The sequence below is a fragment of the Aeromicrobium panaciterrae genome, assembly GCF_039537165.1.
GTDB classification, from domain to species: Bacteria; Actinomycetota; Actinomycetes; order Propionibacteriales; family Nocardioidaceae; genus Aeromicrobium; species Aeromicrobium panaciterrae.
The window spans coordinates 334,849-350,111 of record NZ_BAAAZZ010000002.1; the positions used below are offsets into that span (position 1 = coordinate 334,849).

Annotated in this window: 15 protein-coding genes; 5 read left to right on the forward strand and 10 right to left on the reverse strand. The window is 66.6% G+C overall.

Annotated elements, in window-relative coordinates:
• Positions 1 to 10: 10 nt before the first annotated feature.
• The 7 genes from ABD683_RS02135 to ABD683_RS02165 are packed head-to-tail and all read right to left on the reverse strand — an operon-like array spanning position 11 to position 6,321.
• Positions 11 to 1,471, reverse strand: a complete 1,461-nt coding sequence (locus tag ABD683_RS02135; RefSeq protein WP_344766890.1) for an aldehyde dehydrogenase — start codon at positions 1,469 to 1,471, stop codon at positions 11 to 13.
• A complete protein-coding gene (locus ABD683_RS02140) occupies positions 1,471 to 2,073 on the reverse strand; it encodes a nuclear transport factor 2-like protein (protein WP_344766892.1) in 603 nt (200 codons plus the stop codon). Before ABD683_RS02140 ends, ABD683_RS02135 begins: the two co-directional genes overlap by 1 nt.
• Entirely contained in the window at positions 2,066 to 2,290 is a 225-nt protein-coding gene (locus ABD683_RS02145; RefSeq protein WP_344766893.1) for a ferredoxin, read from the reverse strand. The genes ABD683_RS02140 and ABD683_RS02145 overlap by 8 nt, the downstream gene beginning before the upstream one ends.
• Entirely contained in the window at positions 2,287 to 3,690 is a 1,404-nt protein-coding gene (locus ABD683_RS02150; protein ID WP_344766895.1) for a cytochrome P450, read from the reverse strand. The genes ABD683_RS02145 and ABD683_RS02150 overlap by 4 nt, the downstream gene beginning before the upstream one ends.
• The gene (locus ABD683_RS02155; RefSeq protein ID WP_344766897.1) at positions 3,687 to 4,475 is read right to left on the reverse strand and encodes an SDR family oxidoreductase; all 789 of its coding nucleotides are present in this window, start codon (positions 4,473 to 4,475) and stop codon (positions 3,687 to 3,689) included. The genes ABD683_RS02150 and ABD683_RS02155 overlap by 4 nt, the downstream gene beginning before the upstream one ends.
• Positions 4,475 to 5,728: a cytochrome P450 gene (locus ABD683_RS02160; RefSeq protein ID WP_344766899.1), complete on the reverse strand. Its 1,254-nt coding sequence runs from the start codon at positions 5,726 to 5,728 to the stop codon at positions 4,475 to 4,477. The genes ABD683_RS02155 and ABD683_RS02160 overlap by 1 nt, the downstream gene beginning before the upstream one ends.
• Positions 5,725 to 6,321 (reverse strand): TetR/AcrR family transcriptional regulator, encoded by a 597-nt coding sequence (locus ABD683_RS02165; RefSeq protein WP_344766901.1) that lies wholly within the window; start codon positions 6,319 to 6,321, stop codon positions 5,725 to 5,727. The genes ABD683_RS02160 and ABD683_RS02165 overlap by 4 nt, the downstream gene beginning before the upstream one ends.
• Before the next feature lie 106 nt (positions 6,322 to 6,427).
• Here ABD683_RS02165 and ABD683_RS02170 point away from each other — a divergent pair, with 106 nt between their 5' ends.
• On the forward strand, positions 6,428 to 6,922 hold the full coding sequence (locus ABD683_RS02170; protein ID WP_344766902.1) for a DUF4262 domain-containing protein: 495 nt from the start codon (positions 6,428 to 6,430) through the stop codon (positions 6,920 to 6,922).
• 136 nt (positions 6,923 to 7,058) lie between these two features.
• Here ABD683_RS02170 and ABD683_RS02175 read toward each other — a convergent pair whose 3' ends face one another.
• The 3 genes from ABD683_RS02175 to ABD683_RS02185 all read right to left on the reverse strand — a co-directional run bounded on the left by ABD683_RS02175 (position 7,059) and on the right by ABD683_RS02185 (position 10,954).
• On the reverse strand, positions 7,059 to 8,315 hold the full coding sequence (locus ABD683_RS02175; RefSeq protein WP_344766903.1) for an HNH endonuclease: 1,257 nt from the start codon (positions 8,313 to 8,315) through the stop codon (positions 7,059 to 7,061).
• 192 nt (positions 8,316 to 8,507) lie between these two features.
• Positions 8,508 to 9,296 carry an enoyl-CoA hydratase/isomerase family protein gene (locus ABD683_RS02180; protein ID WP_344766905.1) on the reverse strand — a complete coding sequence of 263 codons (789 nt, stop codon included), beginning with the start codon at positions 9,294 to 9,296 and terminating at the stop codon, positions 8,508 to 8,510.
• Entirely contained in the window at positions 9,293 to 10,954 is a 1,662-nt protein-coding gene (locus tag ABD683_RS02185; protein WP_344766907.1) for an acyl-CoA synthetase, read from the reverse strand. The genes ABD683_RS02180 and ABD683_RS02185 overlap by 4 nt, the downstream gene beginning before the upstream one ends.
• Before the next feature lie 78 nt (positions 10,955 to 11,032).
• Between ABD683_RS02185 and ABD683_RS02190 the strand changes: the two genes are divergently transcribed.
• From ABD683_RS02190 to ABD683_RS02205, 4 genes are all read left to right on the forward strand, one after another.
• Positions 11,033 to 11,881 (forward strand): LLM class F420-dependent oxidoreductase, encoded by an 849-nt coding sequence (locus tag ABD683_RS02190; protein ID WP_344766909.1) that lies wholly within the window; start codon positions 11,033 to 11,035, stop codon positions 11,879 to 11,881.
• On the forward strand, positions 11,878 to 13,164 hold the full coding sequence (locus ABD683_RS02195) for a hypothetical protein (RefSeq protein ID WP_344766910.1): 1,287 nt from the start codon (positions 11,878 to 11,880) through the stop codon (positions 13,162 to 13,164). The genes ABD683_RS02190 and ABD683_RS02195 overlap by 4 nt, the downstream gene beginning before the upstream one ends.
• Before the next feature lies 1 nt (position 13,165).
• Entirely contained in the window at positions 13,166 to 13,837 is a 672-nt protein-coding gene (locus ABD683_RS02200; RefSeq protein WP_344766911.1) for a PaaI family thioesterase, read from the forward strand.
• 192 nt (positions 13,838 to 14,029) lie between these two features.
• A complete protein-coding gene (locus ABD683_RS02205) occupies positions 14,030 to 15,256 on the forward strand; it encodes an ABC transporter substrate-binding protein (RefSeq protein ID WP_344766912.1) in 1,227 nt (408 codons plus the stop codon).
• The last annotated feature ends 7 nt before the right edge of the window (positions 15,257 to 15,263 follow it).

The following is a 15,263-nucleotide window of genomic DNA, read 5'->3' on the forward strand; positions in this document are numbered from 1 at the left end:
GTGGTTGTGGTCATGCCGGTTCGGCGATCGTCTTGGTCTCGAGGTACTCCTCGAAGCCTGCGACGCCCATCTCGCGTCCCAGACCCGACTGCTTGTAGCCACCGAACGGTGCGTCGGGGCTGAACCACACGCCGCCGTTGACGGCCATCGTGCCCGTACGAATCCGCCGCGCCACGGCCTTGGCGCGCTCCAGGTCACCGGACTCGATCGAGCCGGAGAGTCCGAAGTCGGAGTCGTTGGCGATGCGTACGGCGTCGTCGTCGCCGTCGTGCGGGATGACGACCAGGACGGGACCGAAGATCTCCTCCTGCGCCAGCCGCGAGTCGTTGTCGAGGTCGGCGACCACGGTCGGCTCGATCCAGTAGCCCGGCTGGTCGATGACCTTGCCGCCCGTCACGATGCGGCCGCCTTCCTCCTCGGCGATCTTGAAGTAGCTCTCGACGCGGTCGCGCTGGACCTGGGAGATGACGGGGCCGCAGATCGCACCCGGATCGTTCGGGTCCTTGGCGCCGATCGACTCCATCACGGATGCCGCGGTCGCCACGGCCTCGTCGTACTTCTCCCGCGGGACGATGAGCCGTGTCGTGAGGGCACAGCCCTGACCCGCATGGATTGTCGCGGCGAACGCCGTGGCACCGGCGGCGGCTGACACGTCGGCATCGTCGAGGACGATCGCTGCGGACTTGCCGCCGAGCTCGAGGAAAACCTTCTTGAGCGTTGGTGCGGCTGCGGCCATGATCGCCCGGCCCGTCGCAGTCGAGCCGGTGAACGACACCATGTCGATGCGCGGATCACTGGTGAGCTGCGAGGCAACGTCGTTCGACAGCGGCGTGACGACGTTGAAGACGCCCGCCGGGATGTCGGTGTGCTCGGCCACGATGCGCCCCAGCTCGCACGCCACCCACGGAGTGTCCGGCGCAGGCTTGAGGACCACGGTGCAGCCAGCGGCCAGTGCCGGGCCGATCTTGGCGAGGTTGATCTGCGTCGGCACGTTCCACGGCGTGATCGCCGCGACGACGCCAATCGGCTCGCGTACGACCGTGCGCCTCGACGTGATGCCCATCGGCGCTGCGACGCCCAGGTCGGACTCCCACTCGTACGACTCGAGCAGGTCCGTGACCCACTTGAGTCCCTCGACGGGGACGTCGAAGCCGGCCGCACCCATCATGAAGCCGGGCATGCCGACTTCTGCCGTCGTCAACGCTCGGAACTCGTCGGCGTGGTCGATCAGTGCCTGATGGAGCTGGCGGAGCCCGCGAAGACGCAGCTCCACGTTGGTCGACCAGTCGGTCTCGTCGAACGCCCGGCGCGCTGCGGCGATCGCCGAGTCGACGTCGGCCGCCGAGCTGTCGGGCGCATCGCCGATCCGTTCCCCGGTTGCCGGGTTGAGGATCGGGTAGGTCGCGCCGCTGGAGGCGGGGCCCAGCTTGCCGTCGACCAGCTGTTGAGCCGGTGCGGAGGTGAGAGTCATCAGATGGCTTCCTGTTCGATGAAGTCTCCGCGCTCGACCGGGGGCGGCCAGACGGACGAGGGGATGTCCTTGTAGTGGTAGTGCCCGGGTACGCCATGTCCCGCCACCGACATGCGCTTGAGGAGGGTCTCGGGTGCCTTGTTGGCCTTGAGGATCTCCATGAAGGTGTGAGCGGTCGACGGCATGTCGAACCAGTCGCGCTGCCAGGCGATCATGACCTCGCCATGTGCCTGTCGCTCAACACCGAACCATGAGCCGCCGAGGCCGAGGATCTCGAACTCCTGCCCGTCGTCGTCGAGGATGCCGGACTTCTGCTTCCAGAAGCCGACGATCATCGCCTTCTGCTCGTCGATGACGGACGCCTGGTAGTCGTAGCGCCAGCCGTCGAGGCCATCCATCTCGATGCCGATCGCCCAGTCGCGGATCTGGTCGCGGCCCACGGCCATGAAGTGCTCATCGGGTGAATACATCCAGCCGTACGTCGCGTCCTCGGCGTAGTGGTCGGCCAGCGTCCGCCAGTCACCGGAGCGCTCGGCCTCGCGGTTGGTCGCGAGCCAGGCGTCCCAGAACTCCTGGATCTCGGCGCGGGTCAGGTCAGGCATCGCCACTCTCTTTCATTGACGGGTCCTCTTCGATCGACAGGGCAAACGCGGGGCAGTACTTCACGGCCGTCGTCACGTCGGCGCGACGCGACTCGTCGGGTTGTTCGTCGAGGAGCACGACGACGTCGGCCTCCTCGTCGAAGCCGAAGACATCGGGAGCCTCGCCCTGGCACAGCTGGTGCCCCTGGCAGACGGTCGTGTCAGCGACGACCCTCATCGCACTCGCCGCTTGTACGTCACGCGACACGGCTGCTCGAGCTGGATCACCATCTTGGTGAAGTCGTCCTTGTAGCTGTCGACGGGCTGTGCCGGGGTGAACTCGAAGTCGCGCAGGATGACCGAGAAGATCGCCTTCATCTGCATCATCGCGAACGCGTTGCCGACGCAGCGGTGCTTGCCGGCACCGAACGGGATCCAGGTCCACTTGTTCTGCAGGTCTTCCTGGTTGGGGTCGATGTAACGGCTCGGGTCGAAGGACTCCGCGTTGGGGAAGTCCTCCTCGATCCGGTTGGAGACCCTCGGCGAGGCGGCGATCAGGGTGCCGGCCGGGATCGTGTGGCCGAGCAGCTCGAAGTCCTGCTGGACCAGGCGCATCAGGATGATCAGCGGCGGGTGCAGGCGCAGCGTCTCCTTGAGCGCCGACTCCAGGATCGGGATCTCGCGAAGTGCCTGGAACGACACCTCGGACCCGTCGGCGTACAGCTCGTCGAGCTCGGCGACGACCGACTCCATCACCTCGGGGTGACGCATCAGCTCGATCATGGCCCACGACGCCGTACCGCTGCTGGTGTGGTGCCCGGCGAACATCATCGAGATGAAGATGCCGGTGACCAGGTCGGCGGTGAACTGGTCGGTGCCGTCCTCGTTCTTGAGGCTGATCAGCACGTCGAGCAGGTCGCGGTCCTCGCGGGCGACCTTGCCCCGAAGGACTCTCTTGTCGATGATCTGCTGCACCAGGTCGACGAGCTTCAGCCGTGCGGCGTCGCGCATCTTGAAGTTGTCGATGTCGGCATAGGGATCGACGTACGCGATGGCGTCCGTCCCGTGCTCGAGCTCGTGATAGTGGTGCGCGAACGAGGCGTCGAGCTCCTCGCGGAACGGCTTGCCGATCAGGCACGAGCTCGTCGTGTAGATCGTGAGCTCGGCGAAGAAGTCGAGCAGGTCGATCTCGCCCTCATCACCCCAGTCGGCGACCATCCGGCGGATCTCGGCCTCGATGGTCTGCGCGTGGCCCCGCATCATGTCGCCGCGCAGCGCCTGGTTCTTGAGCATCTGCTGGCGCTCCTCGGGGCTGGCGTCGAACACCACGCCCTTGCCGAAGATCGGCGTCATGAACGGATAGGCCGCCGCCTGGTCGAGCACCTCTTCGGGCGCCCGGAAGAACTCCTCGTTGGCCTCGGCGCCGGTGACCATCACGACGTCCTTGTCGGCCAGCCGGAAGCGACCGACGTCGCCGCACTCCTCGCGCACGCGGGTGAACAGTCCGATCGGGTCGACGCGCATCTCCGGCAGGTGGCCCGTGCCGCGGATGATCTCGGGGACGGACGGATCTTGGTCATCCAGGCGCGTCGAGACCTCGGGCACGTCCGCCAGAAGGTCTGTGGTGGTCAGGGTCATTCGGCTGGCTCCTGGGTCTTCACGGGCGCTTCGGGATTGACTTCGATCAGGTTGAGGTGGACGCCTCGGGGCGCCGTCACCACGGTGGCGATCGCGTCGGCCTGTGCCTTGGCCTTGAGGAAGTGCGGGTGGCGGGCGAGACCGAACCGCACCCACTCGTTGAGCACGAACGCGGCCTCCTCGGGGTCCCAGTCCATGCCCATCTCGGACCACGTCGGGCCCGGCCGGACGATCGACGCGCGTACGCCGGTGCCTTCAAGCTCCATCTGCAGGGCTCCGACCATGCCCTCGAGCCCCCACTTGCCGGCGGAGTAGCCGGCCATGAAGGGCCGAGGGCGTACCGCGACGTCGGACGAGACGAAGACGATGTCGCCGCGCTGGCGCTGGATCATCGCGGGCACGAACGTCCGGATCAGGCGATGCGCGCCGACCAGGTTGAGGTCGAGCTCGCGGGTCAGTCGCTCGGAGCTGATCTCGGCCAGGTGCCCGGGCGCGACAGCACCGGCGTTGCTGACCACCACCTCGATGTCGCCGAGCTCGGCCGCGACCTTGGCGCCGAACTCCTCGACCGAGGTGTCATCCGTCATGTCGAGCGGGTGCGCGACAGCCTCACCGCCATCGCCCCGGATCTCGGCGGCGAGCTCCTCGCAGACCGCGAGCCGACGTGCGCCCAGGGCGACGGGGTGTCCTGCTGCGGCGAGAGCCTTGGCCGTCTCGGCGCCGATGCCCGACGAGGCACCCGTGACGACCGCGGCCCGGCGTTCGGGGTGGGCGTACTTCGGCATCAGGCGCTCGCCTCGGTGAACGTGACCGGCAGGTGGCGGAACCCGCGCACGCTGGTGGAGTGCACGCGTATGGCGCGATCGGCGTGCACGGCGAACGTCGACGTACGGCGCACCAGCTCGTCGAGGACCACCTTGGCCTCCAGCCGGGCGAGGTGGGCGCCGAGGCAGAAGTGACGGCCCGTGCCGAAGCTGAGGCTCTGGCCGAGCTCGTCCTTGGCTCGATGGATGTCGAAGACATCGGGATGGCTGAACACCTCTTCGTCACGGTTGGCCGAGCCGAGCAGCACGAGCAGCTTGGAGCCGGCTGGCACCTTCTGGCCGCTGAGCTCGACGTCGTCGTTGACGTAGCGGGCCAGCATCTGGCTGGAGGTGTCGTGGCGCAGCGTCTCCTCGATCCAGTCGGAGACGAGGTCCTCGGGTTCGGCGTAGACCTCCTTCTGCTGGTCCGGGTTGGCCGCAAGGTGGAACAGGGCATTGCCGAGCAGCTTGGTGGTGGTCTCGTTGCCCGCCACCACCATGAGGAAGAGGAACGCGTTGATCTCCTCGTCGGAGAGCCGGTCACCGTCGTTCTCGATCTGGGTGAGTGCCGAGGTCAGGTCGTCCGCGGGGGTCTTGCGACGCTCCTTGACCAGGGCCGAGAAGTACTCGATCAGCTCGAATGCAGCCGTCATGCCGTCAACGGGTACGTCACGCACGGCGTCCTCGCGGTGCACCGTCAGGTCGGCGAGGCGACGAGCCTCGTCACGATCAGCTTCGGGCACTCCGAGCAGCTCGGAGATGACGTCCATGGGCAGTCGTCCGGCAAAGTCGGTGATCCAGTCGACCTCGCCGTCCCTGGTGTTGGCCGCGAAGGTGCGATCGAGGTAGTGCTCCGTCAGGCGCTGGATCTGTGGCTCGAGCTCGCGCACCCTCCGCGGTGTGAAGGCGCCAGACACCAGCTTGCGCAGCCGCGTCTGCTCGTCACCGTCGAGCGCGAGGAAGGACATCACGCGGTGCGCATCCTCGGTCCAGGCGCTGGCATCCAAGGACACCCCCATGCGGTTGGAGAACGTCCGGTCGTCACGCAGGACCTCGCGTACGTCGGCGTGGCTGGCCACGACCCACAGGTCGTCGGCCGGCGCGTGGAAGACCGGCGACTCCGCACGGAGCCGGGCATAGAGCGGATAGGGGTCCTCATGGAACGCGTAGTCGTACGGATCGAACAGCAACGGCGACTCAGTCACACTCATTGATTCGCTTGCAAGCTCGCTCATAGGTTCCCCCGCATGATCACGGCGACGGCCGAATCGAGCCGATCAGCCATCTCGTCGTACGTCATCACGCCCATCCCGGCTTGAAGGAGGGCGCCAGAGAGCGTCAGCACGAGGACTTCCAGCACAAGCGGGTCGACGGGACCGTCCTCGCCGGGCTCGCGCAGAGCTGCTTCGAAGCGAGTCACGAACTCCGCGCCGATCTTGAGCCGAAGTCTGGCCACATCGGGGTCGCTGCCCAGCAGTGCTGGGGTGACCGCCGCGGCGAGCTCGGGCTCGACGACGAGTCTGTTCACGACCCCCCGAGCAGCGTTCTGAACCCGCTCGGTCACGTCGCTCCCCACGACCTCGGCGTCAGGATCGTCGGCGATGTGGCGCAAGAAGAGCTCGGCGAAGAGGTGATGCTTCGATGCCAGGTAGGTGTAGGCCGTCGCCGGCGAGACACCCGCGCGCAGGGCGACCGTACGGATCGTCAGCGCTTCGTGGCCGACCTCGCGGAGCTCCTCCTGGCCGGCGATCAGCAACTTCTCGACGGTGCCGAGCTGGCGGGCGTTGAGACCTCGCCGGAGGGACTGACTGGTCAACTGACTAGACATGTGTCCAGCCTAGCCGCAATGCGGCCGCATCAGCAAGGGTGGCTTCACCTGTGGACAGACCCATCTGATTGTCAGAGCCGTCGCCCAGCCTGAGATTTCGTCCCCGATGAATCGAGAACTCATGTGCTGGAAGTGCGACAACCCCAATGCAACCGACGCGGACTACCTGGAGCTGATCCGCGAGAAGATCTCCACCTACGGGTGGTTCATTCAGTACGTGGAGAGGGACCGCCGGCGCCCGTCCTTTGCCTACACAGTCGGCCTCACTCCGATGGGGCACCCGGAGCTCCTCGTCACTGGGCTGACGCCCAGGAGAGCTGGGAATCTGCTCAACCCGATCGCTCACGGACTCATGTCTCACGATGACCCCGCGTATGTCGCTGGAGAGCGGCACACGTGGCCTGACCGCCTCACCGTCGAAGTCGTCGACGTCGCCGAGCCGACCGTGCACCTGGTCATGGCGAATGCGATCTACGGGCCGCTCTTGCGAGCCGTCCAACTCGTCTATGCCGACGACCGCGGTAGATGGCCGTGGCAGGTCGGCTTCCGCGGCACTCAACCGGTCCTTGGCCGCCGCGCAGACTTCCGAGCAACCACGTAGCCCAAGTCGACAACCGACTTCCTCGCGTTCGCCGTGACCACTTATCTGGAACTAGATGCGTCTACGCAGCTGGCAAGCCCGCTTGTGTTCACCCGCAACTCGCGGTTGCGTGCCGGTGGGCCGCCGGACTTGGGGGTCAGGCGGCTCGGCGGTAGATGTTTCTTCGTCGTCGGATCGGTCGACGGTGGCGGTTGGTGAACTCGAATCCGTCGACGGCGTTGCCCGTGATGTTGAGTAGTCCTCGGTGGAGCAGGTGGTGGCACCGAACGCAGAGTCCAACTAGTAGGTCGAGGTCGGTTCGGCCGCCCATCGACCAGAAGATGACGTGGTGGATTTCCAGGTGGGTGTGGTTGCAGCCTGGTGTGGCGCACACACCGCGTTGGCGGGCGATGACTGACCGGCGTTGCAGGAGGGTGGGTTGGTACGTGCTGGTGCCGGCGTTCAGGATCTGTGCCTGACGTTGACCGCCACCTTGTTTCATCAGGAACGCGGTGAAGTCAGACACGCACAGGAAGTACATGAGCAGATTCGGGCCGATCGCACCGTGACCGGCGAGGGTGGCTGGTTCAACAGTCGCGGGCATGGGGTCGGGGATCAGATACGGCTGCTCGGTTTTGGCCTGCACATGGTCGGCAGCTGCTTGCAAGGTGTCGGCGTCCACGAACACTGACATGTGGGGTCGTACACCTTTGTCGGACGGCAGGCCGTTGGCGAGCACGTCAGTGAGCAGGTCGTCGAGTCCTTGGACCCGGCGTTGTGAACCGGTGCGGACATCGTCCTTGTCGCGGGGTGCTGAGACCGAGTCGAGGACCTTCTTGAGTTTTGCACCGGTGACGGTGTTGAGGAAACCCGACACATGCCAACCGTCGGGGACGGCATCAACACAGAAGTCCTCTTTGTCCATGCCGCGTTCCCACGCAGCATCAAGGTCCTCAGGATGGATCTTGTCTTTGAGGTGCTTGACGGCTTCGAACAACTCACCGGGTTCGTGATCGCGGGCGACTTCGACGAAGACGTCCTCGAATTGGCGCATTGGCTCCAAACCGACATGCGCCAACCCGTAGACAAACACCCGCACATGAGCGGAACTGACCTGCCCCGTCAACGCGGCTTCGGCCAGCAACGGCAGGTCGCGTAGTGCGGCAACGTTCTTGACCAGGGTGGTGGCTTGTCCGGCGTTCATCCGCAACTGGGTGCGCACCCACGCATTCAGAGTCGACGCACCGTCGAGCTCGAAGTCTTTCGACGACTCCAGCTCCGCCAACAGCACAGCCTTTGTCGCGTCCAGAGAGTCCTGTGCCGCCTGCACTGCTTGCAATTTCGCCCGCACATCACCGGAACGCAGCGTCTGCGCGGCAATACGCATCGCGTCGATTGTCGGCTGCGGATCCATATCAAAACGCTACCCGAACAAGTGTTCGACGGCCAGTGGAAAACCCTGTGAATTCAGGAAAAATCGAAGATTCTTGTCCACAAAGTCAGCCGCCATTGCAGGCTGTCCACAGACCGAACCCGCGCCCTTGTATTTGCGCTCTTGAACTCCACAACAGCGCCACACCCGCCAGTGACGGCTGAGTCGCGCCGGTCACCAACCCGCTGGGAGGTTGGTGAAGTCGGGGGCACGGCCTTCGGCGAATGCGGTGAGCGCTTCGGTGTTGGCCGGTCCTCCCATGAGGTCGGCGAAGCACTGGTTCTCGCGCCGACGCGCATCGGCAATGCCCTCGCGCAGAGGCTCGATCATCGTCCGCTTGATGGCACGCAAGCTCGAGATCGGCAGGGCGGCAAGACGTACGGCGTGGTCCCGCGCTTCCGCCATCAGCAACTCCGGCTCACACGTACGCCAGATCAGACCCATCTCCAATGCCTCGGGAGCCGTGATCCACTCCGACGACATGAGGATCCAGGCCGCGTTCTGCCGACCGACGAGGTGCGGCAAGAGGTAGCTCGACGCCGCCTCGGGGGCGACTGCGAGACTGGCGAACGGGCACTTGAGCCTGGCCTCGGTCGACATGAAGGCCAGGTCGGCGAATCCGATGATCGTCAGGCCGATGCCCAGGCCGAGCCCGTTGATCGCGAGGATCAACGGCTTGTCGAGCTCTTCGAGCGCGTCGACCAGCCCGGTGAAACCGTGCGTGCCGGGGACGAAGCCGGGATCGCTGACGCGAGCCGCCATCTCGGCCAGATCCGTGCCGGCGCTGAACGCCCGACCCGAGCCGGTCAGCAGCACGACCGCCACGGCGTCATCTGCAGCCGCAGCACGTAACGCCTCGGTCAGCTCGTCGTACAAGGCTTCGTTGAACGCGTTGAGCGCGTCGGGGCGATTGAGCGTCAGCGTGCGTACGCGGTCGCGGTCCTCGGCCTGCAGGATCGTCATGACTGCTCCCCCACCGCGATGGCGTGCGCCCAGCGATAGTCGGCCTTGCCGGACGGCGATCGCTGGATCTGCGGTACGTAGACCCACGCCTTCGGGATCTTGTAGCGCGCAACACGCTCCCCTGCGTGCTCGGCGAGCTCGGCGTCGGAGATCACGGCACCTTCCTCGAGCTGGATCACCGCCACGACCTCCTTGCCCCACCGCTGGTGAGGGCGGCCGACGACCAGGACGTCGCGCACGGATGGATGGCTCGTGATGGCCGACTCGACCTCCTCCGCGAACACCTTTTCGCCGCCGGTATTGATCGTCGCCGACTCACGACCCAGCACCTCGACGTCACCGTTCTCGAGCAGTCGTGCGCGATCGCCCGGCACGGCGTACCGCGTGCCGTTGATCGTCGGGAACGTCTTGGCGGTCTTCTCGGCGTCTCCGAGGTAGCCCAACGGCACCCACCCGGACTGTCCGAGCCAGCCGATCCCGTCGTGGCCGGGCTCGAGCAGGGCCGTCATGTCCTCGTTCACCACGACAGCTCCGGGGCCGGTGCTGAACTTGCCCGTGGAGACATTGCCCTTGGCCGACAGGTGGCTCGCCTGGGCGCCCGTCTCGGATGCACCCATCGAGTCGTTGATGAAGATGTTGGGCAGCTCTTCGAGCAGCTGCTCCTTGAGCTCGGGAGTCAGGGCCGCACTGCCGTTGCCGACGATCACCAGCGACGAGAGGTCGTAGCGCCCGGTCTTGATCTCGTCGAGCAGGGGGCGCACGACCGCGTCTCCGACGACCGTGATGGTTGCCGCGCCCTCACGGTCGATCGTCCGCAGGATGTCGGCGGCGTCCATGTGGGTGTTCTCGTCGGGGATCACGATCTTCGTGCCGCCGGCCATCATGATGAACGACGACCACTGTGCGGCGCCGTGCATGAACGGCGGGACCATCACCATCGTGCCGTCCGAGGCCGCGCCGGCAACGGCTCGCTCGACGAACTCGTCGTACGTCGAGATCGCGTCCCACACACCCGGCACCTGGCCCCCCATCGCCGACATGAAGATGTCGTGCTGACGCCACAGGACGCCCTTGGGCATTCCGGTCGTGCCACCGGTGTAGAGGATGAACAGATCGTCCGGCGAGTGACCGACATCCGGCAGCTCGTCGGGCACGGATGCCAGTGCCGCTTCGTAGTCGACGGCGCCCGGAAGCAGCTCGTTGCCCGATCCGTCGTCGACCTGGAGCAGCACCTCCAGGTCGGGCAGCGCGTCGCGAACCGCGGCGAGCTTGGGGGCGAACGCGCCGTGATAGATCACCGCCCTGGCGTCGGCGTTGCCGAACAGGTAGCGCAGCTCCTCACCGGTGTACCGGTAGTTGACGTTGATCGAGGCGCACCGGCTCTTGAAGCAGCCCAGCATCCCCTCGAGATACTCCGTGCCGTTGTGGAGGTAGAGCGCGACGTGGTCCTGGCCCGACTCGTGGTTGGCGAGGTCGGCCCGCTCGGTGTGCGCTCCGAGTCCTGCCCGGTGGAGGTACGTCGCGAGCCGGCGGCTCCGTTCGCCCAGCTCGCGGTAGGTCAGGCGGCGATCACGCCAGACGAGGACCTCCTTGTCCGCAAGCGACTCCGCGAGCAGCTCGTGCGCGAGGCCGATGTTGAACTCGGTGGCTGTGGTCATCTGAGCGCTCCCGTCGAAAACCGGACAAGTGTCCAGCCAAGTGTTCCGAGATACTAGAACACGTTCTACAGTGAGTCCATGCGCAACGGAATCGTGCTCTTCACCTCAGACCGCGGCATCAGGCCGGCCGACCTCGCCAAGGCCGCCGAGGAGCGCGGCTTCGACACGATCTACGTGCCCGAGCACACCCACATCCCGGTGAAGCGCGAGGCGCTGCACCCGACGGGCGGCGAGGAGCTCCCGGACGACCGCTACATGCGCACGCTCGATCCCTGGACGACGCTCGCGACCTGCGCCGCCATGACCACCACGATCGGCCTGTCGACCGCGGTCGCGCTCCCCGTCGAGTCCGACCCGATCACCCTCGCCAAGACGCTGGCAACCCTCGACTTCCTGTCGGACGGCCGCCTCACGATCGGCGCCGGCTTCGGCTGGAACACCGACGAGCTGACGGACCACCACGTACCCGCCACCAAGCGGCGCACCGTGCTCAAGGAGTACCTCGAGGCCATGCGGGCGCTGTGGACCGAGGAGGAGGCCTCGTACGACGGCGAGTTCGTCTCGTTCGGCAAGAGCTGGGCCTACCCCAAGCCACCGCAGGGCCGCATCCCGGTGATCATCGGCGCCGGAGGTGGCCCCAAGACGATGAAGTGGATCGCCCAGAACGCCGACGGCTGGATGACCACGCCGATCGAGACCGACACCGCCGCGAAGGCCGACCTGCTCCGCAAGGAGTGGTCAGACGCCGGCCGTGAGGGCGAGCCCGACGTCCGCATCCTGGTCGCCAAGAAGCCCGAGCCCCAGGACTTCGCCGACTGGATGGCTGCCGGCGCGACCGAGCTGATCTGGGGCGTGCCCGACTCTGACGAGGACAAGGTGCTGGCCTACCTCGACAAGCTGTCGTCGCGCATGGGCCTGACGGCGTGACCGAGCGCCAGCGAGAGCACGACGGCACGGCGCTGCCGACCAGCCGCTACGCCGCCCTGACGCGTGGGCAGCTCGCGATCCTGGTCCCCGAGCTCCTGCTGGCCGGCCACCTGATCGACCGCTCCGGCATGGCGTGGTGCATCAGCGCCTTCGGCCGCGACGAGATGCTGCAGATCGCGATCGAGGAGTGGGCCGGCGCGAGTCCGATCTACACCCGTCGCATGCAGCGGGCACTGGGATTCGCGCCCGCCGTCGAGGGACAGGGCGACGTGGTCACGATCTTCAAGGGCATCCAGCTCGAGATCGGCGCACCCCCACAGTTCCTCGACTTCCGTTACACCGTCCACGACCCCCATCACGGCGAGTTCCACCTCGACCACTGCGGTGCGCTGATGGACGTCGAGCCGATGGGCGAGGAGTACGTCCAGGGCATGTGCCACGACATCGAGGACCCCACGTTCGACGCCACGGCGGTCGCCTCGAACCCGAAGGCCCAGGTACGCCCGATCCATCGGCCGCCTCGCGTGCCGGCAGGCCGTACGCCGGCGTGCGCATGGACCGTCATCATCGACGACTCCCACCCCGCGGCCGAGCCGATCCCGGCTGTCGCGGTCAACTCCGCGTCGCGGGCCGCGAAGGTCGAGCTGGCACCGATCGACCAGTCCGACCAGGGCGTCGGCGACTACTCCGGACCTCTGCTGTCCGACCTCGACTTCGCCGCGTTCTCACGATCGGCCCTGATCCGTATCGCCGACGAGGTGTGCCTGCAGATGGCCCTCCTGGACAACAGCTTCGTCCTCGCCCTCGAGGCACGTGCCGCGACGCCCGAGCAGGCCCTCGACATCCGCCGCAAGCAGACCACCGGCTCGGCGGCGATGTCGGCCTACCGGATCGCCCGGGCGCTCGACGTGCCGAAGGACGAGCAGGGCGCGCTCCAGCTGCTCGCCCTGCACCCGATGCTCAACCCGAGTGCCTACGTGACGGCAGAGCTCGACGACACGCTCGTCGTACGGCCGTCACCGGCGCACGACGACGACGCATGGATCTCGCTCTGCGGGCCCGGCTGGTACGAACCGCTGCAGGCCGTCGTACGCGTGCTCGACCCGCATCTCGACGTCGAGGTCGAACCCCTCGCCGACGACGAGTGGGTGCTGACCGTCGTACGACGTGACGAGCCGGCTCCCGAGGCGCAAGAGCTGGTCATTGCCAAGTTCAGCACCGGCACCGACTTCGCGTTCGAGGGCCGCCGGGCCATCCCCATCACCCCGGTCCAGGAGTTCTGACGTGACCAGCCTTTCATCGATGTCGTTCTCCGAGTCACCGCTGTCGACCGCCGCGGTCGAGGCAGCGGAGGCGTTGTACGGCGAACTGACCCACGACATCCGCGGCGTCCTCGATGTCGCGATCCGCACCCGCGTCGAGGAGTCCCGTGTCGCCCAGGCGCGCCAGCTGATCCAGCAGGCGACGCAGATCCTGGCCGAGGACGCTCCCCCGGAGCCCGCCGGGATCCACTACAACGCGGACGGGCGCTCCTGGAACTGGGGCAATGCGGTCGTCGGAGTGCGCAACGCCATCGCGCCGCCCGTCGTCCTGTCATGGAGCGACGACGACCTGGTCAGCTCCGACGTCGACCTCGGTGTCGCGTACGAAGGTCCTCCCGGCTGCGTCCACGGCGGTGTCTCCTCGCTCCTGCTGGACCACCTGATGGGCGAGACCGCGAGCAATCGGCACACCCAGCTGATCGTCACCGGCACGCTCACCCTGCGCTACGTGCACCCGCTGCCACTCGGCCGCGTGCACATGGAGGGACGGATCACCGCCATGTCGGGTCGCAAGGTCACCGTGGCGGCGCACATCCGACCTGCCGACAGCGACGTCCCCGCCGTCGAGGCGAACGGACTGTTCATCATCCCGCGCTGGGCCGACGCCGAGTCCGTCACGGGCTCTCTGGACTGATCGCCACCAGGCATTGGTTCTGGGCACCCAGATGATTTGGCCGAAACCATTGACCCGTGTCTGAACGGGTGTCAGGATGCCAGTCACGCGTGACCCAGGTCACGTTCCGGCTTGAGGGAGTCGGAGACCGGTTCGAGGGGACCGGAGGGAGCCCGATTGCCAGACGGCAGTCGGTGAAACATGAGGGAGACCATGAAACTCACGACACGCTATGGCCGTATGGCCGTGCTCACGATCGGAGTCAGCGTCGCGCTGACGCTCGCTGGCTGTGGGGGCAGCTCGGATGCAGGCGACTCGGGTACCGCAGATGTGGACCTCGGCACCGTCAACAAGGCCACCGGCGCGCCTGTCAAGGTGGGCTTCATCGGTGACGCCGAAGCCGGATCCGGCGCGCTCGGCAACGCCATCGCCGCCGCTGAGGCGTCGACCGAGTACGCCAACGAGTACCTCGGCGGACTCGGCGGCAACAAGATCGAGCTCGTCACCTGCTCCACCGAGGCGACCCCGGCCACCGCCACGGCGTGCGCCGTCAAGCTCGCCAAGGCGGGGGTCGTCGCCGTCACGACCGGTGTCACCGGGCAGGACCACGCGATCTTCGAGGCGCTCAAGGGCACCGGGGTCCCGTTCATCGTCTCCCTGACGGCTGACGCAGAGATCATGGGAAGCCCGACCGGCTTCGTGTTCCAGAACCCGCTCGCCATCGCCACCGCCAGCGCAGCACTGATCAAGAAGAACGGCGCCAAGACGGGCGGCTTCATCGTCGTCGACGCACCTGCTGCCACCGGCCCGGTGGAAGCGCTGACCAAGCCCCTCTTCAAGGCACAGGGACTCGGCTTCGAGATGGTCCCGCTGTCGCTGCAGGTCGCCGACCCGACGTCTGCGATCCAGCAGTCGATCAACAACGGCTCGGATGCCTTCACGATCCTGGGCGACAACGCCTTCGTCACCCGGGCCATCAAGTCGCTCAACCAGCTGGGATTCACGGGCCCGATGATCACGAACATCTCGGCGTTCCAGAAGGACCAGATCGACAGCCTCCCCAACGGGCTCAAGGGCGTGACCACGATGTCGTCGATCACCCGCATCCCCGAGCGTGAGGGCCTGTCGGAGTTCGCCACGATCATGAAGAAGTTCGGCAAGGACATCGACACCGGCGCCGACAGCGGGCAGGTGGCGTACCAGACGTTCCTCGGCTTCGTGGAGTCCGTGAACCTCACGCCCGGCGCAGGCACGTCCGCCAAGGACGTGATCGCGGCGATGAAGCACATGCCGAAGGCCGTTCCGATGCGTCTCGCGCCGGGTCTGACCCTGAACTGTGACGGCAAGGCCGTCGCGGTCCTGCAGGGAGTGTGCAACGCGCGCACCATCGCCGCGACGCTCAACGCCAAGGGCTTCGCCACCACGGAGGCCTTGCTCTGATGCGGCG